Raw genomic sequence first — 23,652 nt, 5'->3', positions numbered from 1 at the left:
GCGGGTCAGAAGCTGTCCTTCCGGGCCCGGATTTCGGCGAAAACCTCGGCCGCGGGCGCGCCTTGAAGGCCCAAGAGATCTTGGATCTCGGGGGAGTCGGGACGCAGGAAGGGGTTGGTGGCCAGTTCCTCGGACAGCTTGCAGGCGGCGGTGGGGTGCCCCTCTGTCCGGGCTTTGGCGATGGCGTCTGCCCTAGATTTAAGCGCGGCGTTGTCCGGTTCAATAGTCAATGCGAAGCGGGCGTTCGCGCTCGTGTACTCGTGACCCGAGTAGACCATCGTCTCTGGCGGCAGCGCGGCGAGCTTCGACAGGCTGTCCCACATCATCGCGGGGGTGCCCTCGAAAACGCGGCCGCAGCCGAGCGCCATGAGGCTGTCGGCGGTGAAGACCGCCGCGGCCTCGGGCAGATAGAATGCGACGTGGCCCAGCGTGTGGCCCGGCACGAAGATCACCTCGACCGGCGTGCCGGCCACGGTGATCGTGTCGCCACCCTCGACCGCGCGGTCGAGCGGCGGCAGTTTCGCTTCTTCCGCCCCGGGCCCGATGACGGTGCAGCCGTATCTTTCGCGCAGCTCGGCGACGCCGCCGACGTGGTCGTGGTGATGATGGGTGATCAGCAGCGTGTCGAGGCTCCAGCCACGCGTCTCGAGCGCCTCGATGATCGGCCCGGCTTCGGGGGCGTCCACCAGGCAGACGCCATCGGGTCCCTGCACGAGGTAGGCATAATTGTCGCTGAGGCAGGGGACTGTAATGATCTCCATGGACTTTTCCTCTCGGGCTTTGGCAGTCTGCACCCAGCTAACCGGATGAGGAGCGCCGCCGCAATGCACCTGGACGTGCACGACCTGCGGGATTTCTACTACCGCAGCGCGCTCGGGCGCGCGGCGCAGAGGATCGTGCGGGACCAGGTGGTGCGCTTCTGGCCGGACACCACGAAGCAGACGGTCGTCGGCTACGGCTTCGCGGTGCCGCTGCTGCGCCCCTATCTCAAGACCAGCCGTCGGGTCGTCGGGCTGATGCCCGGACCGCAGGGGGTGATCCCCTGGCCGGCCGGGCAGCCCAACGTGGCGCTGCTGTGCGAGGAAACGCTCTGGCCGCTCGAGACCGGCCATGTCGACCGACTGGTGATGATGCACGGGCTCGAGACCTCCGAGCGGCCCTCCGAGGTTCTGGAGGAATGCTACCGTGTGCTGGGGCCGGGGGGCGAGGCGCTGCTGGTGGTGCCCAACCGCTCCGGGCTCTGGGCGCGTTCCGACAACACCCCCTTCGGTTATGGGCGGCCCTATTCCCTGAGCCAGCTCGACGCGCAGCTCAAGCGGCACGACTTCGTGCGGCGGTCGCATGTCTCGGTGCTTTACCAGCCGCCCTCGAGCCGGCGCTTCTGGATGCGCACCGGTCCGATGTGGGAGAAGGTCGGCCGCGCCATTCCGGCGCTGGTCGCCGGCGGCGTGCTGATCGTGCGGGTCTCGAAACGCTACCCGCCACAGAGGCGCGGGCTGGGTGACAAGGTCCGCGTACCGAACCCGCTCGACGTGCTCACGCCGCGGCCCGAAAAGGGCTCAAAGCCGATCTGAAGACTGCCGGGCGCACCGCAGAATCGGATCACCGGGACGTGACGTGCGCGGCATTGACCCATGCCTCGACCCTGCGCGAGATACACCTCCGGCCGGACCGCAACCCCCGACTTCAGTTGGTGCCGCGGTGTGTCCGGGATGCCGCGAACGGGCATGTTTTGCCCCGTTTGCGCTATCTTGGAGGCTCGATCGACGGGAGCGTCAATATGCGCGCTAACCCCCTGATACGAAGAAAAATGTTTATTTAACAAAACCCTGCCGCACGTGCTCTTGCACGGTCTTTCGGCAGGGGGCGCAAAACCTGCCTTCACCGACCCTTTAAAAACCCCTAAGCATGTTGCGAGCTACGGGTGGCTCTGCTACATCCGCGCTGATTTCGACGCCTTGAGCTCTTTCAAGGCAGGGACAACGCCTCCGGACGCCGGGACGCCCCGTGTGTCGCGGGGGCCTTACGACGGAAGGGTGGACGTGTCAGAACCAGCTTCGATCTCCAGCGGCATCGCGGCACGCTATGCCACGGCGATCTTCGAAATCGCCAAAGAGAACAACAATCTCGAAAAGCTCGAAGAGAACGTGGGCGACCTGGCGCTCGCGATCGGCGACAGCCCGGACCTGCGCGACCTGATCGCGTCGCCCGTCTACTCCCGCCAGTCAATGAAGACCGCGATCCTCGCGGTCGCGGACAAGATGGACCTGATCCCGGCGCTGCGGAACGCGCTTGGCCTGATGGCCGAGAAGCGCCGCCTGTTCGTCGTGCCGCAGCTCCTCGAGCACCTGCGCGAGATGATCGCGGATGCGAAGGGCGAAGTGACCGCCGAGGTGACCTCGGCCACGGCGCTGTCCGACGAGCAGGCTGCGAAGCTGGCGGAGACGCTCAAGTCGAGCGTCGGCAAGGACGTGAAGATCAAGACCACCGTCGATGAGGGGCTTATCGGCGGTCTAGTTGTCAAGGTGGGCTCGAAGATGATCGACACCTCGATCCGCTCGAAGCTCAACTCCCTCCAGAATGCAATGAAAGAGGTCGGATAAATGGGTATCCAAGCAGCCGAGATCTCGGCGATCCTGAAGGAGCAGATCCAGAACTTCGGACAGGAAGCCGAAGTCGCCGAGGTGGGCCGCGTGCTCTCCGTCGGTGACGGTATTGCTCGTGTTCACGGCCTCGACGCGGTCAAGGCCGGCGAAATGGTCGAATTCCCGGGCGGCATCATGGGCATGGCCCTGAACCTCGAGAACGACAACGTCGGCGTCGTGATCTTCGGGTCCGACCGCGACATCAAGGAAGGCGATGTCGTCAAGCGCACCAACTCGATCGTGGACGTGCCGGCGGGTGAAGCCCTGCTCGGCCGCGTGGTCGACGGCCTCGGCAACCCGCTCGACGGCAAGGGCCCGATCGAGGGCTCCGAGCGTCGCGTCGCCGACGTGAAGGCGCCCGGCATCATCCCGCGTAAATCGGTGCACGAGCCGATGGCGACCGGCCTCAAGGCCGTCGACGCGATGATCCCGATCGGCCGTGGCCAGCGTGAGCTGATCATCGGCGACCGCCAGACCGGCAAGACCGCGATCGCGCTCGACTCGATCCTCAACCAGAAGTCCTACAACGACGCCGCGGGCGACGACGAGAGCAAGAAGCTCTACTGCATCTACGTCGCCGTCGGCCAGAAGCGTTCGACCGTGGCACAGCTGGTGAAGCGTCTCGAGGCGACCGGCGCCATCGACTACTCGATCGTCGTCGCCGCGACCGCGTCGGACCCCGCGCCGATGCAGTACCTCGCGCCCTACACCGCGACCGCGATGGCGGAATACTTCCGCGACAACGGCAAGCACGCGCTCATCATCTACGATGACCTGTCGAAGCAGGCCGTGGCCTACCGCCAGATGTCGCTGCTGCTGCGCCGTCCGCCGGGCCGCGAAGCCTACCCGGGCGACGTCTTCTACCTGCACTCGCGCCTGCTCGAGCGTTCGGCGAAGCTGAACGAGGATCACGGTGCCGGCTCGCTGACCGCGCTGCCGATCATCGAGACCCAGGGCGGCGACGTGTCGGCCTTCATCCCGACCAACGTGATCTCGATCACCGACGGCCAGATCTTCCTGGAGACCGAACTGTTCTTCCAGGGCATCCGTCCTGCCGTGAACACCGGTCTGTCGGTGTCGCGCGTCGGCTCCTCGGCCCAGACCAAGGCGATGTCCTCGGTTGCCGGCCCGGTGAAGCTGTCGCTCGCGCAGTATCGTGAGATGGCCGCCTTCGCGCAGTTCGGTTCCGACCTCGACGCCTCGACCCAGCGCCTGCTGAACCGTGGTGCGCGTCTGACCGAGCTGATGAAGCAGCCGCAGTACTCGCCGCTGACCAACGCGGAAATCGTCTGCGTCATTTTCGCCGGCACCAACGGCTACCTCGACGAGGTTCCGGTCAACGAGGTCGGCAAGTTCGAAAAGGCGCTGCTGGCGTACCTGCGCGGCACGCGCAAGGACATCCTCGACTGGATCGAGTCGGAGGATCCGAAGATCAAGGGCGAACCCGCGGACAAGCTGAAGGCAGTGCTCGACGAATTCGCCAAGACCTACGCCTGAGCGCCCTGAAAGGACAGGATCATGCCTAGCCTCAAGGACCTCAAGAATCGGATCTCCTCGGTCAAGTCGACCCGGAAGATCACGAAGGCCATGCAGATGGTGGCCGCCGCGAAACTGCGGCGGGCACAGGATGCTGCCGAAATGTCGCGGCCCTATACCGAGCGCTTCAACAAGGTGCTCGGTGCGCTGGCCGCGTCGGTCGGCAGCAGCCCCACCGCGCCGAAGCTGCTTTCGGGAACCGGTTCCGACGACGTGCACATGCTCGTCGTCATGACCGCCGAACGCGGCCTCTGCGGTGGCTTCAACAGTTCGATCGTGAAGAAGGCGCGCAACGAGATCGCTGCGCTCAAGGCCAAGGGCAAGACGGTCAAGATCCTGACCGTCGGCAAGAAAGGCCGCGAGCAGCTCAAGCGCGACCATGGCGACCTGTTCGTCGGTCACGTGGATCTGAGCGAAGTGAAGAAGCTCGGCTATGCCGATGCGCAGAACATCGCCAAGGACCTGCTGGCCCGTTTCGACGGCGGCGAGTTCGATGTGGCGACGATCTTCTTCGCCAAGTTCCAGTCGGTGATTTCGCAGGTTCCGACCGCGCAGCAGATCATCCCGGCGTCCTACGACGCGCCGGAAACCGATGATGCCGACGCGTCCGGCCCGCTCTACGACTACGAGCCCGACGAGGAGCGCATCCTCGCCGACCTGCTTCCGCGGGGCGTCGCGACCCAGATCTTCTCGGCTCTGCTGGAGAACGCGGCCTCGGAACAGGGCGCGCGGATGAGCGCCATGGACAACGCCACGCGCAACGCGGGCGAGATGATCGACAAGCTGACCATCGAGTACAACCGTTCGCGTCAGGCGGTCATCACCAACGAACTGATCGAAATCATCTCGGGCGCCGAGGCGCTCTAAGAACCGGAGACGATAAATGGCAAACGCAAAAGGCAAAGTGACCCAGGTCATCGGCGCCGTGGTCGACGTTCAGTTCGACGACCACCTTCCCGAGATCCTGAACGCTCTGACCACCGAAAACGACGGCAAGAAACTGGTTCTTGAAGTTGCTCAGCACCTTGGTGAAAGCACCGTCCGCACCATCGCGATGGACTCGACCGAAGGTCTCGTCCGTGGTCAGGAAGTGATCGACACCGACGGCCCGATCTCGGTGCCGGTGGGCAACGCGACCCTCGGCCGCATTCTCAACGTCGTGGGCGAGCCCGTCGACGAGCAGGGCCCGGTGAACGCGGATGAAACCCGCGCGATCCACCAGCCCGCCCCCGAGTTCGACGAGCAGTCGACCGAGTCCGAGATCCTCGTGACCGGCATCAAGGTCATCGACCTGCTGGCGCCCTACGCGAAGGGCGGCAAGATCGGCCTGTTCGGCGGCGCCGGCGTGGGCAAGACCGTTCTCATCATGGAGCTCATCAACAACATCGCCAAGGTGCACTCGGGCTTCTCCGTGTTCGCCGGCGTGGGTGAGCGGACCCGTGAGGGCAACGACCTCTACCACGAGATGATCGAATCCAACGTCATCAAGCCCGACAACCTGTCGGAGTCGCAGGTGGCGCTGGTCTACGGCCAGATGAACGAGCCGCCGGGCGCCCGTGCCCGCGTCGCGCTGACCGGCCTCACGCTGGCCGAGCAGTTCCGTGACCAGTCCGGTACCGACGTTCTGTTCTTCGTCGACAACATCTTCCGCTTCACGCAGGCCGGTTCCGAGGTGTCCGCACTTCTCGGCCGTATCCCCTCGGCCGTGGGTTACCAGCCGACGCTGGCGACCGACATGGGCGCGATGCAGGAGCGGATCACCTCGACCAAGAACGGCTCGATCACCTCGATCCAGGCCGTCTACGTTCCCGCGGACGACCTTACCGACCCGGCACCTGCCACGACCTTCGCCCACCTCGATGCGACCACGGTTCTCAACCGTGCGATCTCGGAGCTTGGCATCTACCCGGCCGTGGACCCGCTCGACTCGTCGTCGCGTCTCATGGACCCGGCCGTCGTCGGCCAGGAGCACTACGACACCGCGTTCGCCGTTCAGGGCATCCTTCAGCGCTACAAGTCGCTGCAGGACATCATCGCCATTCTCGGCATGGACGAACTGTCGGAAGAGGACAAGCTGACCGTGGCCCGCGCCCGGAAGATCCAGCGTTTCCTCTCGCAGCCGTTCGACGTGGCGAAGGTGTTCACCGGCTCCGACGGTGTGCAGGTTCCGCTCGAGGACACCATCTCGTCGTTCAAGGCGGTTGTGGCCGGCGAATACGACCACCTGCCGGAAGCGGCCTTCTACATGGTCGGCGGCATCGACGAGGTGCTTGCCAAGGCCGAGAAGCTGGCTGCGGAAGCGGCCTAAGTCACTGCGGGGGGCCCTGGCCCCCCATCTAACCGGAGGCCCTGATGGCTGATACGATGCAATTCGATCTGGTGAGCCCCGAGCGCAGCCTTCTGTCCGCTCAGGCCTCGTCGGTGTCGATTCCCGGCTCCGAGGGCGACCTGACGGCCGGCCCGGGCCACGAGCCGACCATCACCACGCTGCGTCCCGGTATCCTGACGGTCGTGACCGAGAAGGGCACCGAGGAATTCGTGGTGACCGGCGGTTTCGTCGAGATCGGTGACGGCATGACCGTGCTCGCCGAAAAGGCCGTGCCGCATGCCGACATGGATCAGGCGACCTACGAGGCGCTGGTGAAGGAGGCCGAGGCCACCTACCAGCAGGCCAAGGAAGCCTACGAGAACGAGCCGGGCCCGGTCGACGACGCGGCCAAGCTGCTGCAGGACATGGTTGCCGTGGGCTCGCACATCGGGCTCGACCCGATGTCGCCGAACTTCTGAGGCAGCTTTCCTTTCGGATCATTCGGAGGCCCCGCCATGTGCGGAGCCTCTGGCGTTTCGGGGACAGGGATTGCACCATCGCCGCAGGCAGGGGGGAGGACACATGCGGAAACTTCAGGCGCATCTGATCGGCATCGACCAGGGCAAAACCGAGGTCTTCTCGGAGTTCGAGACAGGCGGCGAGATGTGGACCGGCTCGGGCGCGCGGGAGCGGCGGCAGGCGGTGGTCTTCTCCGAGCCGTTCCGGTCGGCGCCGGTCGTGCAGGTGTCGCTGTCGCTCTGGGACATCGACCAGAGCGCCAACCTGCGGGCCGACGTGCAGGCCGAGAACGTCACGCCTTCGGGATTCGAACTGGTGTTCCGCACTTGGTCCGACACCCGCGTGGCGCGGGTGCACATGTCGTGGACGGCGATCGGAGAGGTGGCGAGCGAGGACGACTGGGATCTCTAGTAGTGCCTGCGATGCCCGGGCGCGGCGCGGGATGGCAGGTCTGGTGGGCCTGACGGCCCACCCGAGGCGGGGGCGCTGCCCCCGCACCCCCGGGATATTTTCAGCCAGAAGAAGGGCAGGGCGCCCGGGGTGGACCGGTCAGAGGATGCCTTCGTAGATCGGTCCGAGGGTCTCGGTCTCGAAGAGCGAGCTGACCGAGGTGCCGTTCCAGATGTTGAGGATCGCCTGCGCGAACATCGGCGCGGTGGGCACGATGCGGATGTTGGGGGCCGCGGCGACGGCATCGGTGGCGGCGATGCTGTCGGTGATGACCAGCGACTTCATCACCGAGTTCGTCACGCGCTCGACGGCGGGGCCGGACAGGACGCCGTGGGTGATGTAGGCATGAACCTCGGTCGCGCCATGCTCGAGCAGCACCTCGGCGGCCTTGCACAGCGTGCCGGCGGTGTCGCAGATGTCGTCGACGATGATGCACTTCTTGCCGGTGACGTCGCCGATGACGGTCATCTCGGCGATTTCGCCCGGCTTCTCGCGGCGCTTGTCCACGATCGACAGGGGCGAGCCGATGCGCTTGGCAAGCTCGCGGGCCCGGGCCACGCCGCCCACGTCCGGGGAAACGACCATGACGTCGTCGAGTTCGCCGGCGAAATGCTTGAGAATGTCGAGCGCGAAGACTGGCGAGGCGTAGAGGTTGTCGACGGGGATGTCGAAGAAGCCCTGGATCTGGGCCGCGTGCAGGTCCATGGTCAGGACCCGTTCGATCCCGGCCTCGGCGATCATGTTGGCGACCAGCTTGGCGGTGATCGGCGTGCGCGCCTTGGTGCGGCGGTCCTGACGGGCGTAGCCGAAGTAGGGCATCACGGCGGTGACCCGCGAGGCCGAGGAGCGGCGCAGCGCGTCGGCCATGATCAGCAGTTCCATCAGGTTGTCGTTCGCCGGGCGCGAGGTCGACTGGAGGATGAACATGTCCTCGCCGCGAACGTTCTCGTAGACCTCGACGAAGATTTCCTGGTCGTTGAACCGCTCGACCCGTGCATCGACGAGACCGACGGACATGCCGCGGTAGAGCGACATCCGGCGCGCGATGGCGCTGGCGAGCGGCTTGTTGGAATTACCCGAGATGAGCTTGGGTTCGATGACGGTGGGCATGGGGCGGGGGCTCCGGCAGCGATTTGACAGATTCGTGACGTTGCCGGTCGCTTAGCACGCAGGTAGCGTGTGGCAAAGACACACGCGAACGGAGGCCGGACAATGGCGCATTTGGATTACTATTTCACGGTTCTCTCGCCCTATGCCTATCTTGCCGGGTTGCGCATGGAAGCGATCGCCAATCGCCACGGGTTGACGGTCACCTACAAGCCGCTCGACATCATGGCGCTCTTTCCCCGCACCGGCGGGGCGCCGCTGCCCGAGCGTCATCCCTCGCGGATCGCCTACCGCGCACAGGAGCTGCCGCGGCAGGCACGCAAGCTGGGGATGCCGCTGACCTTCAAGCCGGCGCATTTCCCGACCAACGCTGCGCCGGCCTCTTATGCGATCATCGCCGCGCAGAAGGCGGGCGGGGGAGATATGGCCGGGCTCGTGCATGGCCTGCTGCGCGCGGTCTGGGCCGAGGAGAAGGACGTCGCCGAGGATTCGGTCGTGCAGGAATGTCTTTCCGCCGCCGGCTTCGACCCGAGCCTGACCTTCAGCGGGATGCTGACCGGGGCCGAGGTCTACAGCGCGAATCTCGAGGACGCGGTGAACGCCGGGGTGTTCGGCTCACCGTTCTACGTGCTCGACGATGGAGAGAAGTTCTGGGGGCAGGACCGGCTCGAGGATCTCGACCTTCACCTCTCGGGCAAGCTCTGATCCGGGCGGTGCCGCAGCCCCGCCTCAGGCGCGCGGGCTGGGGACCGTGGCGCGGACGGCGGCCTGCTCGGTGGGCAGCCGGCCGGCCCACCAGATCATCGCGCCGCTGAGGCCGAACAGGGTGGCCACGCTCGCGGCCATGAGGAGAAGAATGATGAAGGGGCTCATGTTCCTGGGTCCGTTTTTCGTTCGCGTCTCAACGGCCTGAGGGCGCCGTTGGTTCCGCGGAACGAACGTTGGGGCGTTCTGTGGTGTCTGGAAGGTCGCTTTTGCCGGGTCAGCCCTTCTGGCCGATCTTGGGCTCGGTGCCGCTGCGCAGGCGTGCGAGGTTGGTGCGGTGGCGCCAGAAGATCAGCAGGGTGAGGGCGAGCGTGAGCGCGGTGAATTCGTACTCGCGCAGAAGCAGCATCCACGCGGTCGACAGCAGCGCCGCGACCAGCGCACCGACGCTCGAGATCCGCGACAGCGCGGCGGCGGCGAGCCATGTGGCGCAGCTCAGCAGGCCGACGGGCCAGCTCAGCGCGAGGATCAGCCCGAGGAAGGTCGCCACGCCCTTGCCGCCGCGAAAGCCGAGCCATGCCGGGTAGCAGTGGCCGAGAAAGGCCGTCAGCCCGGCGAGCTGGGCGGCGTCCTCGCCGGCGAGCCAGCGGGCGAGCAGCACCGCCACCGCGCCCTTGCCGCCATCGAGGATCAGCGTGCCCGCGGCGGCGGCCTTGTTGCCGGTGCGCAGCACGTTGGTGGCGCCGATGTTGCCCGAGCCGATGCTGCGCAGGTCGCCGAGGTTCATCAGGCGGGTGAGCAGCATGCCGAAGGGGATCGAGCCCAGCAGGTAGCCGAGCACGGCCCAGAGCACGAGCAGGACGGGCGGGGTGGTGATCTCGGGAAGCATCAGGCGCTCCGGTAGACGTTGGTGCCGGCCACGAAGGTCGCGAGAACCTTACCCTGAAGCCGGGCGCCGTCAAACGGGGTGTTCTTGGACTTGGACCGGAGCTTGAAGCGGTCGAGGATCAGCGGCTTGTCGGCATCGAACAGCACGAGATCGGCGGGCGCGCCCTCGGCCATCCGGCCGCAGGCCAGTCCGAGCCGTTTCGCCGGGTTCAGCGACAGCGCGCGGAACAGCGTCGGCAGGTCAAGCTCGCCGGAATGGTAGAGCCGCAGCAGCACCGGCAGCATGGTCTCGAGCCCCACGGCGCCGCTCGCGGCCTCTTCGAAGGGCAGGCGTTTCGATTCCTCGTCCTGCGGGGTGTGGAAGCTGCCGATGATGTCGATGAGCCCGCTGCGCACCGCTTCGACCACGGCCTGTCGGTCGTCCTCCGAGCGCAGCGGCGGCTTCACCTTGAAGAAGGTCCGGTAGTCGGCCACGTCCATCTCGTTGAGCGTGAGGTGGTGCATCGAGGTGCCGGCCGTCACGTCGAAGCCGTTCTTCTTGGCGCGCTCCAGCGCCGGCAGGGCGCGGGCGGTGGTGATCTGGTCGGCGTGGTAGCGCACGCCGGTCATCTCGACGAGCGCGAAGTCGCGGTCGAGCCCCATGCGCTCGGCCATCGGCGACACCGAGGGCAGGCCGCGCAGCGAGGCGAACTTGCCGCTGGTCGCCGCGCCCCCGCGCGACAGGCCGGGCTCCTGCGGGTGGGCCATGATGAGCGCCCCGAGCGACCGGGCATAGGTCATGGCGCGGGCCAGAACCTTGGTGTCGGTCACGACGTGGTCGCAGTCGGTAAAGGCCACGGCGCCGGCGTCGAGCAGGAAGCCGATCTCGGTCATCTCGCGGCCTTCGCGACCCTTGGTGAGTGCGGCCATCGCCAGCACGTTGACGGGCGAGTCGTTCTCGGCCCGGTCGCGGATGAACTCCAGCACCTCGGGCGTGTCGATCGCCGGATCGGTGTCGGGGCGGGTGACCATGGTGGTGACGCCGCCCGCCGCCGCGGCAAGCCCGGCGGTCTTGTAGCTTTCCTTGTGCCGTTCGCCCGGCTCGCCCACCTTCACGCCGATGTCGACGATGCCCGGCGCAAGAAAGGCGCCGCCTGCGTCGAGCGTCTCGGCCGCCTCGGCGTCGGGCTGCGGCGTGTCGAACCGCCGGGCGATCAATCCGTTCCTGAGCAGCACCGCGCCTTCGGCGACGGTCCCCGACTCGGGGTCGATCAGGCGGGCGTTGGTGATGAGCAGGCTCGTGTCGGTCATGGCGCGTGACGGTCCCTCAGCAGACATCGCGGGTGGTGCGGCGGGTGGCCCGGGCAGGGCCGGAGTATTGGAAGAACGGTCGAAGGGGAAGGGGAAAGCTCATGTCGCGGCGGCCCTTGCGGCCTCGATGCGGGCGACTGTGGCAGCCGGGTCAGCCTGGAACTTGACGAGATGCTTGTCGCCGCCGCGCGTGACGAGTTGCACCGCCGATCCGATGCGCCGGACCTTCGCGAGATCGCTCAGCGGCACGTGGCGCATCGCCGGTCCGTCGAGCGCCTCGTCGGTCAGCGTCCAGACGTGGCCCAGTTCTTCCGACATGAGATACCAGCCGCGCAGCGCCACGGCGGCGAGCCCGCCGATGGCGCCGGTCCAGACGTGTGGCGTGCCGGTGAGCCAGAGCACGATCATCGCGAGCGGCATGGCCAGCACCGCGAGCGTCACGTGGCTCTGGATGTAGGTGGCGCGGTCGGGGGCGAAGGTTGCGCGAACGCTCATGCGCCGCTCCTGCAATGCGCCGCGCGATCGGGGGCGGCCGCTGTCATCCGCCGGAGCCCCCGAAGGCCCAGACGAGCACGATCAGCACCAGCACCGCGAGCCCAATCAGCGTGACCGCCAGCGGGCGGCGGCTGTCGGGCGTCTTGCCCGGCACCCCGACGCCTGCGCTTCCCGTGGCCGAAGTCGCGCGCAGCGCCGGGCCGCGCGGTGTCGCGGCTTCCTCAGAGAAGGTGCCGATCCAGCGCAGCGGGCTGGCGACGGTCAGCTCCTGACCGACATGACCGAACGCCTGGCTCGGCAGGATCACGAGATGCCCCCTCAGCGCGTCGAGCTGCGGCTTCATCTGGCGAAGCTCGGGCCCCTGCACCTGGTAGGCCTCGGACAGGTAGGACGACACGCTCATCTCGCCGAGGTCGTCGATGTTCACCACGTCGACGAAGCTGGCGCGCAGGTCCTTTGCCCCCAGCGCATATTGCAGGGGAAACTCGCCGGTGCCGGCCTGCGTGGTGAACCGCTCGACCGCTTCCGGCGGCAGGTCGAGGTGAAAGACGCGGACGGTGCCGGTCTCCGACCCGTTGATCCGCATGGTGGTCATGCGGAAAGCTCGGTGGGACGCGCGCGCAGGTTGCGTGCCAGCAGGTCCATCGCCGCCATGCGCACCGCGACGCCCATCTCGACCTGCTCCTGGATCACGGACCGGTTGATGTCGTCGGCGAGCGTGCCGTCGATCTCGACGCCCCGGTTCATCGGGCCGGGGTGCATCACGATGGCATCGTCCTTGGCGTGGGCGAGCTTGTCGGCATCGAGCCCGAAGCGATGGTAGTATTCCCGTTCGGAGGGGATGAAGCCGCCGTCCATGCGCTCTTTCTGAAGGCGCAGCATCATCACCACGTCGGCGTCCTTGAGGCCTTCGCGCATGTCCTCGTAGACCTCGACCCCGAAGGCGTCGATGCCGCTCGGCATCAGCGTCGACGGCCCCACCAGACGGATGCGGTTCTCCATCTTGTGCAGCAGCAGGATGTTCGAGCGGGCGACGCGGGAATGCGCGATGTCGCCGCAGATCGCGATGTTGAGCCGGTGCAGCCGGCCCTTGGCGCGGCGGATGGTCAGCGCGTCGAGCAGCGCCTGCGTGGGGTGCTCATGGCGCCCGTCGCCGGCATTGAGCACGGCACAGTTCACCTTCTGCGCCAGCAGGTCGACGGCGCCGGAATGCGGATGGCGCACCACCAGCAGGTCGGGGTGCATGGCGTTGAGCGTCAGCGCCGTGTCGATCAGCGTCTCGCCCTTCTTGATGGAACTGGCCTGCATCGCCATGTTCATCACGTCCGCCCCGAGCCGCTTGCCGGCGATCTCGAAGCTCGCCTGCGTGCGGGTGGAATTCTCGAAGAACATGTTGATCTGGGTGAGCCCCGCCAGCGCGTTCGAGTGCTTCTCGCGCCCGCGCGAGAGCGTCACGTACTGGTCCGCGAGATCGAGGATCGTAGTGATCTCGTCGGGTCGCAGGGGCTCGATCCCCAGAAGGTGACGCTGGTCGAAACGCATGGCTTGGCCTCCACGGAAAACGGGTCGGTTATAGGAACGTGCAGGGCGGGCGACAAGGGCTCGCCCGTGAATTGCATCCGCGCATGTCTCCGCGTTTGAGGGTGGAGGCCGCGGGGCGCGGCGCGTAAACTCCGGCATCATGGATTCGGGCTTCACGGAAATGGACTGGCACTGGGCGCGCGCGGCGCTGGACTGGCAGCTCGAGATGGGCGCCGACGAGACGATGGGCGAACTGCCGGTCGACCGCTTCGCCGCCGAGGCCGAGGCGCAGGCGGCCCGTGCCGCCGCGCGTGCCACCCCCGCCGCCGCCGCTGGCGGACGTGCGCCGATGCCGGGCCCCGTGCCGCTGGACACCGGACCCGACCCGGTCGAGGTCGCGCAGCAGGCCGCCGCACAGGCCACCACGCTCGATGCCCTGCGCGAGGCCATGGCCGCCTTCGAGCACTGCGAACTGAAGCGCGGGGCGCGGAACCTCGTGTTCTGCGACGGCACCGCCGATGCGCGGGTGATGATCGTGGGCGAGGCGCCGGGGCGCGACGAGGACCGTCAGGGCAAGCCCTTCGTCGGGCGCGCCGGGCAGCTTCTCGACCGGATGCTCGCGCCGGTGGGCCTTTCGCGCGATCGCAACGTCTACATCACCAACGTGCTGCCGTGGCGGCCGCCGCAGAACCGCGACCCGAAGCCCGACGAGATCGCGATGATGAAGCCGTTCCTGGCCAAGCATATCGCGCTGGTCGATCCCGAGCTGCTGGTGATCATGGGCAACATCTCCTGCGATGCGCTGCTGGGGCGGCGCGGCATCACCCGGCTGCGCGGCAAGTGGGCCGAGGCCGAGGGCCGTCCGGCGCTGCCGATGTTCCATCCCGCCTACCTGCTGCGCCAGCCGCAGATGAAGCGCGAGGCCTGGGCCGACGTGCTCGAGCTTGCCGCGAAGCTGAAGGCAGGCGGGTGAGCGCGGCCCCGCGTGCCGCGCTGGCGCTGGCGCTGGGACTCGTCGCCTCGGCGGCCGCCGCGCAGGACGGGTTCGTCATCGACTACGACGCGGTCTTCGCGCGCCACGCGGCAGAGGTCGAGCGCCCTGCGCCGGGCGTCGAGTACTTGGAGCTGCCGGGACCGGTGATCCTTGAGCGTCGCGGCAAACGCATCCGGGTGGCGGACCAGAGCGCCTGGGGGCCGGCGGGCTGCGCCCTGCGGCGGCTGGTGACGGCCGCGGCGGCCGTGCAGAGCTGCCCTGCGCAGTTCACGGCCGAACAGCGCGACCGGGTTGCCGGGCAGCTCCTGCGCGGCGTCGACTTCTTCGCCGAGACCACCGTGCCGCGCCTCACGCCCGAGGCGCGCCGGACGGCCATGCACACGGCGCTCTCGGCCGAGCGCGCCCGGCTGGCGCTCGATTGCGCCGACCGCGACACAGCGCCTCTGGCATTCGCGGCGCATATCGCGGAAGACTCTTCGCTGCGGCGGTTCGACCGTATCTTCGAGACGCCGCGCCTGCCCGTGACCGATCCCTGCCGCTGAGGCCCGCCATGTCCCGTATCGACGAGTCCAAGGACTTCATCCCCGTCCGCATCGCGGTTCTGACCGTGAGCGATACCCGCACGCTGGCCGACGACCGCTCCGGCGACACGCTGGTGCAGCGGCTCACCGACGCCGGCCACGTGCTCGCCGCGCGCGCCATCACCACCGATGATCGCGATGGCATCGCCTCACAATTGCGTGAGTGGATCGCCGATCCCGAGATCGACGTGATCCTGTCGACGGGCGGCACCGGGCTGACCGGGCGCGACGTGTCCGTCGAGGCGCACCGCGACGTCTACGAAAAGGAGATCGACGCCTTCGGCACGGTCTTCACCATGATTTCCATGCAGAAAATCGGCACCAGCGCGGTGCAGAGCCGCGCCACGGGCGGTGTCGCAGGGGGAACCTATCTCTTCGCGCTGCCCGGAAGCACCGGCGCCTGCAAGGACGCCTGGGACGAGATCCTGGCCTTCCAGCTCGACTACCGGCACCGCCCCTGCAATTTCGTCGAAATTTTTCCACGTCTCGACGAGCACAAGCGACGGAAATAGCCCGGCCTCGCGTATGATGTGAGTGGCGCGTGACTGCGCGCGCCCTCTACGATGCGGATGGCCGCGCCTCCGGGGCGGCCACGATGAAGGGTCAGGGCGACAGGATATGCGTTTTCTTCGACAGAGCCTGCTGGGGCTGTTTCTGCTCTCGCTGACGCTGGGACTGCTGGTCTATGCCGGCGTGCTGGTGCGCGACGCGGTGCAGGCGCGCCTCAACGACACGCCGCGGATGCCGCAGGCGCGCGAGCGGGTGTTTGCGGTCAATGTCGTGCCGGCCGAGTTCGAGACGCTGACCCCCGTGCTCACCGCCTTCGGCGAGGTCCAGAGCCGCCGCACGCTCGAGCTGCGGGCGGCGGTCGCCGGCACGCTGATTGATTTCGCGCCGGAATTCGTCGATGGCGGCCGCGTCACAGAAGGCCAGCTTCTCGCCCGGATCGACCCCGCCGACATGGAGGCCGAGCTTGCCCGTGCCGACAGCGCGCTGCTCGATGCCGAGGCGGAGCTGCGCGAGGCGCGGCGCGCCGTTGGTCTCGAGGAAGACGTTCTGGCCTCGGCCGAGGAGCAGGCAGCGTTGCGCCAGCGGGCCTTCGAGCGGCAGCAGGATCTTGCGGCGCGCGAGGTCGGCACCGCGGCGGCCGTCGAAGAGGCGGAGCTGACCGCCGCCTCGGCCCGGCAGGCGGTGGTCTCGGCCCGGCAGGCGCTGGCACAGGCCGAGGCGCGCGTCGATCAGGCCGAGACCAGCCTTGCCCGTGCCCGCATCGCCCGCGACGACGCGCAGCGCCGGCTCGACGAGACCGAGATCCGCGCCGGCTTCGATGCACAGCTCAGCGATGTGTCGGTGGTGGCCGGGCGCCGCGTATCCGCCAACGAACAGCTTGCCATGCTGATCGACCCGGAGGCGCTCGAGGTGGCGTTCAGGGTCTCGACCCAGCAATACGCCCGGCTGCTCGACGAAAACGGCCGGCTGCGCGAGGCGCCGGTGACCGCGCGGCTCGAGCTGTTCGGCAGCAGCCTGACCGCGAGCGGGACACTCTCGCGCGAGGGCGCGGCGGTGGGCGAGGGCCAGACCGGCCGGCTGCTCTATGCCACGCTCGACCGCGCGGCCGGGTTCAAGCCGGGCGATTTCGTCACCGTCGAGGTGACCGAGCCGCCGCTCGACCGGGTGGTGCGCCTGCCATCCACGGCGCTCGACGCGGCCAACCAGGTGCTTGTTCTGACCGAGGACGAGCGGCTCGAGCCGATCCGGGTCATGCTGCTGCGCCGTCAGGGCGACGACGTGCTGGTGCGCGCCGACGAGCTGCAGGGCCGCGAGGTGGTGATGGAGCGCACGCCCCTGCTGGGCGCTGGCATCAAGGTTCGCCCGATGCGTGGGGCCGGGGCCGCCGAGGCGCCGCCGGCCGAGCCCGACCTGATCGAGCTGACCGAGGACCACCGCGCGCGGCTCGTCGCCATGGTCGAGGACAACGCCATGATGCCCGACGAGGCCAAGCAGCGCATCCTTGCCCAGCTGGCGCAGGAGCGCGTTCCCGCACAGGTGGTCGAACGGCTCGAAGCGCGGATGGGGGGCTGATCCATGCGCCAGATCCCCGGACAGGCTGGCGGCATCCTCAGCTATTTCACCCGCCACCCGACGGTGGCGAACCTGCTTTTGGTCATCCTGCTTGCCGCCGGTCTTCTGGCCGCGCCCAACATGCGCGCGCAGTTCTTTCCGGACGTGATCGACGATGACGTCAGCGTCTCGGTGCGCTGGGACGGCGCCGGTCCGGAGGACGTGGACTCCGGCATCGTGCAGGTGCTCGAACCGACGCTGCTGGCGGTCGAGGGGGTGGTGAACTCGGAAAGCCGCTCGACCGAGGGCAGCGCCAGCATCGACCTGGAATTCGAGCCCGGCTACGACATGATGAAGGCCGTCGACGATGTCGAGGCGGCGGTCGACAGCATCAGCGAACTGCCCGAAGAGGCCGACGACCCGGTGATCCGCAGCGGCGGCTGGCGCGACCGGGTAACCGACGTGGTCATCACCGGGCCGGTGGCGGTCGCGCAGCTGGGCCGTTTCGCCGATGAATTCGTCGTGCGGCTCTTTGCCGAGGGCGTGACGCAGACCACGATCCGTGGCCTCGCCGCGCCGCAGGTGATCGTCGAGGTGCCGTCGCGCAACCTCATCGCCTTCGACGTGACCATGCAGGAGATTGCCACCGCCATCGCCGGCGAAGTCGATGCCAGCCCGGCCGGCGACGTGACCGGGGCCAACGCCCGGGTGCGCACCGGCATCGAGAAGCGCAGCGCCGAGGACATATCGGCCATCGTGCTGCGCTCGGACCGCGACGGCACCAAGCTGACGGTCGGCGACGTGGCCAACGTCCGGCGCGAGGGGATCGACCGCGAGCGGACTTATTTCGTCGGTGACGACCCGGCGATCTCGGTGCGCGTGGACCGCTCGGCACAGGGCGACGCCATCGAGATCCAGCACACGGTCGAGGACGTGGCCCGCGAATTCCAGGCGGCGTTGCCCGAGGGCACCCGCGTCGATCTCATCCGCACCCGCGCCGAGGCGATCACCGGGCGGCTCAACATCCTGCTCGACAACGGCGCGACGGGACTGTTGCTCGTGGTCGTGCTGCTGTTCCTCTTTCTCAACGCCCGCACCGCGATCTGGGTCGCGGCGGGCATCCCGACCGCGATGCTCGCGGCGCTGGCGCTGATGTATGTGTCGGGGCTGACGCTCAACATGATCTCGCTCTTCGCGCTGATCATCACGCTGGGCATCGTGGTCGACGACGCCATCGTCGTGGGCGAACACGCCGACCACATGTCACGCCACGGGCTGACCCCGGTCGAAGCCTCGGAAACGGCGGCGAAGCGCATGGCGCTGCCGGTGTTCTCGTCGACGCTGACCACGGTCATCGCCTTCTTCGGCCTCACCATCATCGGTGGCCGGTTCGGCGACATGATCTCGGACATCCCCTTCACGGTGATCGTGGTGCTGATCGCGAGCCTCGTGGAATGCTTTCTGATCCTGCCGAACCACATGTCGCATGCCATTGCCGCCTCGCAGAAGGCGCATTGGTACGATCTTCCGTCGCGCATGGTGAACCGCGGCTTCCGCTGGGTGCGCGAGCGGCTGTTCCGCCCCTTCATGGCCGGCGTCATCACCGCCCGCTACGTGGTCCTGGCCGGCGCGGTCGTGGCGCTGGCGAGCCAGGCGGCGCTGTTCATCGAGGGCGACGTGCAGTGGCGCTTCTTCAACGGTCCGGAGCGGTCGTCGGTCACCGGCAACTTCGCGATGGTGCCGGGCGCCACCCGTGCCGACACGATCGCCCAGATGCGCCGGCTGCAGGAAACCACCGAGGCGCTGGGCCGCGAATACGAGGAACGCTACGGCCGCAACCCGCTCGACTACGTCATCGCCGAGATCGGCGGCAACGCCGGGCGCGGCCTGTCGGGGACCGAGAGCAAGGACGCCGACCAGCTCGGGGCCATCTCGATCGAACTCATCGACGCAGACCTGCGGCCCTATTCCAGCTTTGCCTTCGTCGGCGAGTTGCAGGAACGCGCCGAGCGCCACCCGATGGTCGAGACGATCAGCTTCCGGGGCTGGCGCTCGGGGCCGGGGGGCGATGCGCTCGACGTGCAGTTCTACGGCGCCACCGCCGATACGCTCAAGGCCGCTGCCGAGGACCTGAAGACCGCCGTGCTGCGCTTCCCCGAGGTCTCGGCGGTCGAGGACAGCCTGTCCTACGACAAGGAAGAGCTGGTGCTCGAGCTGACGCCGCAGGGCAAGGCGCTGGGGTTCACCATCGACGCGCTGGGCACGGTGCTGCGGCACCGGCTGGGCGGGATCGAGGCGGCGACCTACCCGGAGGGCCCGCGCTCGGCGGCGATCCGGGTGGAACTGCCCGAAACCGAGCTGACGGCGGATTTCCTCGAGCGGATGCAGATGCGCACCCCCGACGGGGAATACGTGCCGCTCGCCGATATCGTCAGCGTCACCCGCGACACCGGCTTTGCCACCGTGCGCCGCGAGAACGGGCTGCGGCTGATCTCGGTCACCGGCGACATCTCCGAGGACAGCCCCGAGCGCGCCTCGGAGATCATGCAGGCACTGCAGGACGAGATCCTGCCGAAGATCGCTGCCGAGCGGCAGGTCGACTGGCGCATGTCGGGCCTGTCCGAGCAGGAGAGCGACTTTCTCACCGACGCCCGCAACGGGCTGATCCTCGTGTTGCTGGGGATCTACCTGACGCTGGCATGGGTCTTCGCCAGCTGGACCCGGCCGCTGGTGGTGATGTCGATCATTCCCTTCGGCCTTGTCGGCACGATCTACGGGCACGCGCTCTGGGACGTGCCGCTGTCGATGTTCACCGTGGTCGGCCTGCTCGGCATGACCGGCATCATCATCAACGATTCGATCGTGCTGGTGACCCAGATCGACGAATACGCCTCGGACCGGGGCATCTTCGATGCGATCATCGACGGCGCTGCGGATCGTCTGAGGCCGGTGTTCCTGACCACCGCGACCACGGTGCTTGGCCTCGCGCCGCTGCTCTACGAGCGCTCGCAGGACGCGCAGTTCCTGAAGCCCACCGTCATCACGCTGGTCTACGGGCTGGGCTTCGGCATGGTGCTGGTGCTGATGGTGGTTCCCGCGCTGATCGCGGTGCAGCACGACATCGGGCGCCGCGTCGGCGCCTTCCGGCGGGGCCTCCGCTTCCGCCACGGCCGGGTGCGGGCGCTGATGGTGGCGGCGCTGGCGGTGATTCTGGGCTGGCTGGGCGCGACGATGGGATATGTCGCGGCGACCGGAGAGTTGCTGCCGGCCTTCGTGCTGCCGGGCCTTGCGGCGTTGCCGCCGCTGACGGCGGCCCTGCTGCTGTTCATTGCCGGTGCGGCGCTGGGCGTGGTCGTGATCTGGGTGCTGGCGTCGTTGATCCTCGGGCTCGGCCGCAGGGGCCGGGCGGCCTGATCAGCTGTCGCAGCCGCGAATGTCGACGGCGTGGTCGCTGCCCAGCACGGTGATGCGCACCTTCGAGCGGTCGAGCATGAAGGGCTTGCCCTCCATGTGCATCAGGCGGCTTTCGGTAACCAGCGTGCGGCCCCGGCGTTCGCTGCGCGGCTCGGACGACCAGACCGAGGGCTGACCGCTTTCGATCACCGTCTGCTCGTTGCCGCCCGCCGAGGGCATGTCGATCTCGGCGGTGAGCGCGATGCCGTCCTTGATCGGCCGGATCGAGCAGCGCACCCCTTGCACCGAGGCCTCGCGTTCGGTGAACGGCGCCGAGGCGAGGGCCGAGGCGATCATCGGGTCCGGCGTCGACCCGCCCGAGGGCAGGGTCGCGTTGATCTCCAGCGTGTGGGGCAGGCAGACATCGTTGCACAGTCCAAGCTGCATCTCGGTCCTGAGGCTGATCGGACCGCCCGCGTCGGGGGTGATGCGCAGCGGCAGCACGAGGTCGTGCTTGTAGCCGACCGAACGCATCCCGGATTGCCAGAACACCGTGGGCGTCGGCCACAAAACGTCGATCCGGCGCAGGTTGCGCGAACCCTTCCAGTCGAACATCGGCGGGATGCCGGCGTCGCCCGGCGCGCGCCAGTAGGTCTTCCATCCCGGCGCGAGCGAGAGGTGCAGCGCGGCCATGTGGTCGCCGTTCGGCAGGCGCCAGCCGGGCCTCAGTTCAGCCTCCACCGGAACCTCGGCAAGGGCGGTATGAGCGAGCGCGAGACAGGTGGCGAGGGAAAGGGCGAAGCGTCTGAACATGCCAGAAGAGATGGCGGGTCACCTCTGAAATGCCAAGTCACATTGCGGCGATACCCTTGTCATCCTTCCCGAGTGTTGCAGCTCTTCCCTTGCACCGCCCTCATCCGGGGGCCATGTTCGAACCACACCTTCGCGCAGAAAGCTGAGCATGATGGACACCGCCAACGGCGCAACCGATCTCACGGGCAAGCTTCTGATCGCCATGCCGGGCATGGGCGATCCCCGATTCGAGCACTCGGTCGTCTACATGTGCGCGCATTCCGACGAGGGCGCGATGGGGCTCATCATCAACAAGCCCTCGGGCGACGTGACGATGGCAGCATTGCTCGACCAGCTCTCGATCACGGCAGAGCCGGGGCTCGATCTCAAGCACGTGCATTTCGGCGGTCCGGTCGAGATGGGGCGCGGTTTCGTGCTGCATTCGCCCGACTACATGTCGGGGCTGACCACGCTTCAGGTCGATCCGCGTTTCAGCATGACCGGCACGCTCGACGTGCTCGAGACCATCGCCCGCGGCGAGGGCCCGGCGCATTGGCTGGCAATGCTCGGGTACGCGGGGTGGGGTCCCGGCCAGCTCGAGGCCGAGCTGACGCAGAACGGCTGGCTGGTCTGCGACGCGACGCCGGATCTCGTGTTCGAGACGCCCGACCTCGGCAAGTGGGAAGCCGCGCTGAACTCGATGGGCATTCCCGCGCACCTGTTGTCGGCCGAGGGCGGCAGCGCCTGAACACGCCGCCCGCGGCCCTTTTCTTCACTCGGTCCAGTGCACGCCTGTCAGGTCGGTGGCCTGCGTCGGCTGGTTCTCCCAGAGCCCTTCGAGCCGCGCGTCGGCCACGGTGGGAAAGGCGAGCTGGAACAGGTAGCCGTTGACGTAATCCTCGGCGATCGTGGTCTGCGCCTGCTTCAGAAGCTCCGAACGCTGCGCCGGGTCGGTGGTCTTCGACAGCGTCGCCATGAGCTCCTGCAGCTCCGGGTTGTCATACTGGAAGTAGTAGTCGGGGCGGGCGTAGATGCCGATATCCATCGGCTCGGTATGCGACACGATGGTCAGGCCGAAGTCCTTGCCGCGAAAGACCTCTTCCAGCCACTGCGCCCATTCTAGGTTGGTGATCTCGGTGTCGATGCCGACCTCGCGCAGCTGTGCCGCGATGATCTCGCCACCGCGACGCGCGTAGGAGGGCGGCGGCAGCTTGAGCGTCGTGGTGAACCCGTCGGGGTAGCCCGCGTCGGCAAGCAGGGTCTTTGCCTTCTCGGGATCGTGCGGGGACAGGTCGGTCAGGTCGACGTAGTCGGGATTGTGCGGCGCGAAATGGGTGCCGATGGGGGTGCCGAGCCCGAACATGGCGCCGTCGATGATCGCCTGCCGGTCGATGGCATGGGCAATGGCCTCGCGCACCAGCTTTTCGGAAAGCGGCCCTTCCTTGTTGTTCATGGCGAGGATCGTCTCGCCCTCGGTCGAGCCGACGATCACCTTGAAACGCGCGTCGGCCTCGAACATCGGCAGGTTCTCGGGGGCGGGGAAGCCCGCGAAGGCGTCGATGTCCTGCGCCATCATCGCGGCATAGGCCGCCGTCGGGTCCGAGATGAAGCGGAAGGTCACGTCGCTCAGCGCCGGGGCCTCGCCCCAGTAGTCGGCGTAGCGGTCGAGCTCGATCCGGTCGCCGGTCATCCAGCGGTCGAAGGCGAAGGGGCCGGTGCCGACCGGGTGCTGCTTGATCTCGCCGATGCTCTCGGGCGCGACGATCACCGCATCACCCCACGCCATGTTGAACAGGAAGCTGCCGTCGGGCGCGCCCAGCGTCACCCTGACGGTTTGCGGGTCGACGACCTCGACCGACGCGATCCCCTCGAAGAGCGCCTTCTGTGCGTTCTGGCTGTCCTCGCCACGGGCGCGGTCGAGGCTGAACTTCACGTCTTCGGCGTCCATCGCCGTGCCGTCGTGAAAGGTGACCCCCTCGCGCAGATGGAAGGTATACGCGGTGCCGTCCTCGGAGATGTCCCAGCTTTCGGCCAAGCCGGGGACGATCTCGCCTGTTTCGGTGAACCGGGTGAGCCCTTCGAAGACATTGGCATAGAGCACGCTGTCGATGGCGCCGGCGGCCGCCGAGGTCGGGTCGAGATGCGGCGGTTCGAGCTGCAGCGCGATGGTCAGGTCGGTCTGCTGGGCGACGGCGGCCGAGGCCTGCGCGCAGAGCGCGAGCGCGGCGAGGCCGGGAAGGATGCGGGACATGAGGGGGCACTCCGTTGCGGTGGGGCGGGCTGGTGACGGGGGAAGTGTGCGCGATTTGGCCGGCGGTGCAAGCGCCTGCGGACTGGAACTGACCGGCCCGGGCTGGTAGATGGCGC

General features: G+C 67.8%; 24 protein-coding genes. 14 read left to right on the top strand and 10 right to left on the bottom strand.

Annotated elements, in window-relative coordinates:
- Nucleotides 1-5: 5 nt before the first annotated feature.
- Complete coding sequence (gloB, locus tag D6860_RS06085) at nucleotides 6-761, bottom strand: hydroxyacylglutathione hydrolase (RefSeq protein ID WP_076622581.1); 756 nt, start codon at nucleotides 759-761, stop codon at nucleotides 6-8.
- 63 nt (nucleotides 762-824) lie between these two features.
- On the opposite strand from gloB, the gene D6860_RS06080 reads away from it, so the two are divergent.
- The 7 genes from D6860_RS06080 (at nucleotide 825) to D6860_RS06050 (ending at nucleotide 7,419) form a co-directional block, all read left to right on the top strand.
- Complete coding sequence (locus D6860_RS06080) at nucleotides 825-1,574, top strand: class I SAM-dependent methyltransferase (protein WP_017468008.1); 750 nt, start codon at nucleotides 825-827, stop codon at nucleotides 1,572-1,574.
- A 462-nt stretch (nucleotides 1,575-2,036) separates the two neighbouring features.
- On the top strand, nucleotides 2,037-2,603 hold the full coding sequence (locus D6860_RS06075) for a F0F1 ATP synthase subunit delta (RefSeq protein WP_017468007.1): 567 nt from the start codon (nucleotides 2,037-2,039) through the stop codon (nucleotides 2,601-2,603).
- Complete coding sequence (gene atpA, locus D6860_RS06070) at nucleotides 2,604-4,142, top strand: F0F1 ATP synthase subunit alpha (protein ID WP_076622580.1); 1,539 nt, start codon at nucleotides 2,604-2,606, stop codon at nucleotides 4,140-4,142.
- 21 nt (nucleotides 4,143-4,163) lie between these two features.
- Nucleotides 4,164-5,048 (top strand): F0F1 ATP synthase subunit gamma, encoded by an 885-nt coding sequence (locus D6860_RS06065; protein ID WP_076622579.1) that lies wholly within the window; start codon nucleotides 4,164-4,166, stop codon nucleotides 5,046-5,048.
- Nucleotides 5,049-5,064: 16 nt separating this feature from the next.
- The gene (gene atpD, locus D6860_RS06060; protein ID WP_076622578.1) at nucleotides 5,065-6,489 is read left to right on the top strand and encodes a F0F1 ATP synthase subunit beta; all 1,425 of its coding nucleotides are present in this window, start codon (nucleotides 5,065-5,067) and stop codon (nucleotides 6,487-6,489) included.
- Between the two features lie 44 nt (nucleotides 6,490-6,533).
- Nucleotides 6,534-6,968, top strand: coding sequence for a F0F1 ATP synthase subunit epsilon (locus D6860_RS06055; RefSeq protein WP_076622577.1), 435 nt, complete (start codon nucleotides 6,534-6,536; stop codon nucleotides 6,966-6,968).
- 103 nt (nucleotides 6,969-7,071) lie between these two features.
- Nucleotides 7,072-7,419, top strand: a complete 348-nt coding sequence (locus tag D6860_RS06050) for an H-type lectin domain-containing protein (protein WP_076622576.1) — start codon at nucleotides 7,072-7,074, stop codon at nucleotides 7,417-7,419.
- A 138-nt stretch (nucleotides 7,420-7,557) separates the two neighbouring features.
- On the opposite strand, the gene D6860_RS06045 is transcribed toward D6860_RS06050, so the two are convergent.
- Nucleotides 7,558-8,568: a ribose-phosphate pyrophosphokinase gene (locus tag D6860_RS06045; RefSeq protein ID WP_076622575.1), complete on the bottom strand. Its 1,011-nt coding sequence runs from the start codon at nucleotides 8,566-8,568 to the stop codon at nucleotides 7,558-7,560.
- 102 nt (nucleotides 8,569-8,670) lie between these two features.
- Here D6860_RS06045 and D6860_RS06040 point away from each other — a divergent pair, with 102 nt between their 5' ends.
- Nucleotides 8,671-9,270: a 2-hydroxychromene-2-carboxylate isomerase gene (locus D6860_RS06040; protein WP_076622574.1), complete on the top strand. Its 600-nt coding sequence runs from the start codon at nucleotides 8,671-8,673 to the stop codon at nucleotides 9,268-9,270.
- A 24-nt stretch (nucleotides 9,271-9,294) separates the two neighbouring features.
- Here D6860_RS06040 and D6860_RS25190 read toward each other — a convergent pair whose 3' ends face one another.
- The 6 genes from D6860_RS25190 to D6860_RS06015 form a co-directional block, all read right to left on the bottom strand.
- Nucleotides 9,295-9,438 (bottom strand): hypothetical protein, encoded by a 144-nt coding sequence (locus D6860_RS25190; protein ID WP_164845631.1) that lies wholly within the window; start codon nucleotides 9,436-9,438, stop codon nucleotides 9,295-9,297.
- A 109-nt stretch (nucleotides 9,439-9,547) separates the two neighbouring features.
- Complete coding sequence (plsY, locus tag D6860_RS06035; RefSeq protein WP_076622573.1) at nucleotides 9,548-10,159, bottom strand: glycerol-3-phosphate 1-O-acyltransferase PlsY; 612 nt, start codon at nucleotides 10,157-10,159, stop codon at nucleotides 9,548-9,550.
- Nucleotides 10,159-11,448 carry a dihydroorotase gene (pyrC, locus tag D6860_RS06030; protein ID WP_076622572.1) on the bottom strand — a complete coding sequence of 430 codons (1,290 nt, stop codon included), beginning with the start codon at nucleotides 11,446-11,448 and terminating at the stop codon, nucleotides 10,159-10,161. The genes plsY and pyrC overlap by 1 nt, the downstream gene beginning before the upstream one ends.
- Before the next feature lie 99 nt (nucleotides 11,449-11,547).
- Nucleotides 11,548-11,943, bottom strand: a complete 396-nt coding sequence (locus tag D6860_RS06025) for a hypothetical protein (RefSeq protein WP_076622571.1) — start codon at nucleotides 11,941-11,943, stop codon at nucleotides 11,548-11,550.
- Between the two features lie 43 nt (nucleotides 11,944-11,986).
- Nucleotides 11,987-12,538, bottom strand: coding sequence for an aspartate carbamoyltransferase catalytic subunit (locus D6860_RS06020; protein WP_076622570.1), 552 nt, complete (start codon nucleotides 12,536-12,538; stop codon nucleotides 11,987-11,989).
- Nucleotides 12,535-13,485, bottom strand: coding sequence for an aspartate carbamoyltransferase catalytic subunit (locus tag D6860_RS06015; RefSeq protein WP_076622569.1), 951 nt, complete (start codon nucleotides 13,483-13,485; stop codon nucleotides 12,535-12,537). The genes D6860_RS06020 and D6860_RS06015 overlap by 4 nt, the downstream gene beginning before the upstream one ends.
- A 139-nt stretch (nucleotides 13,486-13,624) precedes the next feature.
- On the opposite strand from D6860_RS06015, the gene D6860_RS06010 reads away from it, so the two are divergent.
- The 5 genes from D6860_RS06010 to D6860_RS05990 all read left to right on the top strand — a co-directional run bounded on the left by D6860_RS06010 (nucleotide 13,625) and on the right by D6860_RS05990 (nucleotide 20,514).
- The gene (locus tag D6860_RS06010; protein WP_076622568.1) at nucleotides 13,625-14,437 is read left to right on the top strand and encodes a uracil-DNA glycosylase; all 813 of its coding nucleotides are present in this window, start codon (nucleotides 13,625-13,627) and stop codon (nucleotides 14,435-14,437) included.
- On the top strand, nucleotides 14,434-15,000 hold the full coding sequence (locus D6860_RS06005) for a hypothetical protein (protein WP_229743257.1): 567 nt from the start codon (nucleotides 14,434-14,436) through the stop codon (nucleotides 14,998-15,000). The genes D6860_RS06010 and D6860_RS06005 overlap by 4 nt, the downstream gene beginning before the upstream one ends.
- An 8-nt stretch (nucleotides 15,001-15,008) precedes the next feature.
- Nucleotides 15,009-15,551 (top strand): molybdenum cofactor biosynthesis protein B, encoded by a 543-nt coding sequence (gene moaB / locus D6860_RS06000; protein WP_076622567.1) that lies wholly within the window; start codon nucleotides 15,009-15,011, stop codon nucleotides 15,549-15,551.
- A gap of 106 nt (nucleotides 15,552-15,657) precedes the next feature.
- Nucleotides 15,658-17,121: an efflux RND transporter periplasmic adaptor subunit gene (locus tag D6860_RS05995; protein WP_076622566.1), complete on the top strand. Its 1,464-nt coding sequence runs from the start codon at nucleotides 15,658-15,660 to the stop codon at nucleotides 17,119-17,121.
- A 3-nt stretch (nucleotides 17,122-17,124) separates the two neighbouring features.
- Entirely contained in the window at nucleotides 17,125-20,514 is a 3,390-nt protein-coding gene (locus D6860_RS05990) for an efflux RND transporter permease subunit (protein WP_093411792.1), read from the top strand.
- Here the strand turns inward: D6860_RS05990 and D6860_RS05985 are convergent, their stop codons facing one another.
- Complete coding sequence (locus D6860_RS05985; protein ID WP_076622565.1) at nucleotides 20,515-21,306, bottom strand: protein-disulfide reductase DsbD domain-containing protein; 792 nt, start codon at nucleotides 21,304-21,306, stop codon at nucleotides 20,515-20,517.
- A 151-nt stretch (nucleotides 21,307-21,457) separates the two neighbouring features.
- Here D6860_RS05985 and D6860_RS05980 point away from each other — a divergent pair, with 151 nt between their 5' ends.
- Nucleotides 21,458-22,033 (top strand): YqgE/AlgH family protein, encoded by a 576-nt coding sequence (locus tag D6860_RS05980; RefSeq protein ID WP_076622564.1) that lies wholly within the window; start codon nucleotides 21,458-21,460, stop codon nucleotides 22,031-22,033.
- A gap of 24 nt (nucleotides 22,034-22,057) precedes the next feature.
- Here the strand turns inward: D6860_RS05980 and D6860_RS05975 are convergent, their stop codons facing one another.
- The gene (locus tag D6860_RS05975; RefSeq protein WP_076622563.1) at nucleotides 22,058-23,536 is read right to left on the bottom strand and encodes an ABC transporter substrate-binding protein; all 1,479 of its coding nucleotides are present in this window, start codon (nucleotides 23,534-23,536) and stop codon (nucleotides 22,058-22,060) included.
- Nucleotides 23,537-23,652: the final 116 nt, after the last annotated feature.

It is taken from the genome of Salipiger sp. D13 (assembly GCF_003703915.1).
Taxonomy (GTDB): domain Bacteria; phylum Pseudomonadota; class Alphaproteobacteria; order Rhodobacterales; family Rhodobacteraceae; genus Salipiger; species Salipiger profundus.
The sequence above is the reverse complement of the archived record's forward strand: the minus strand, read 5'-3'. Positions and strand labels throughout refer to the sequence as shown.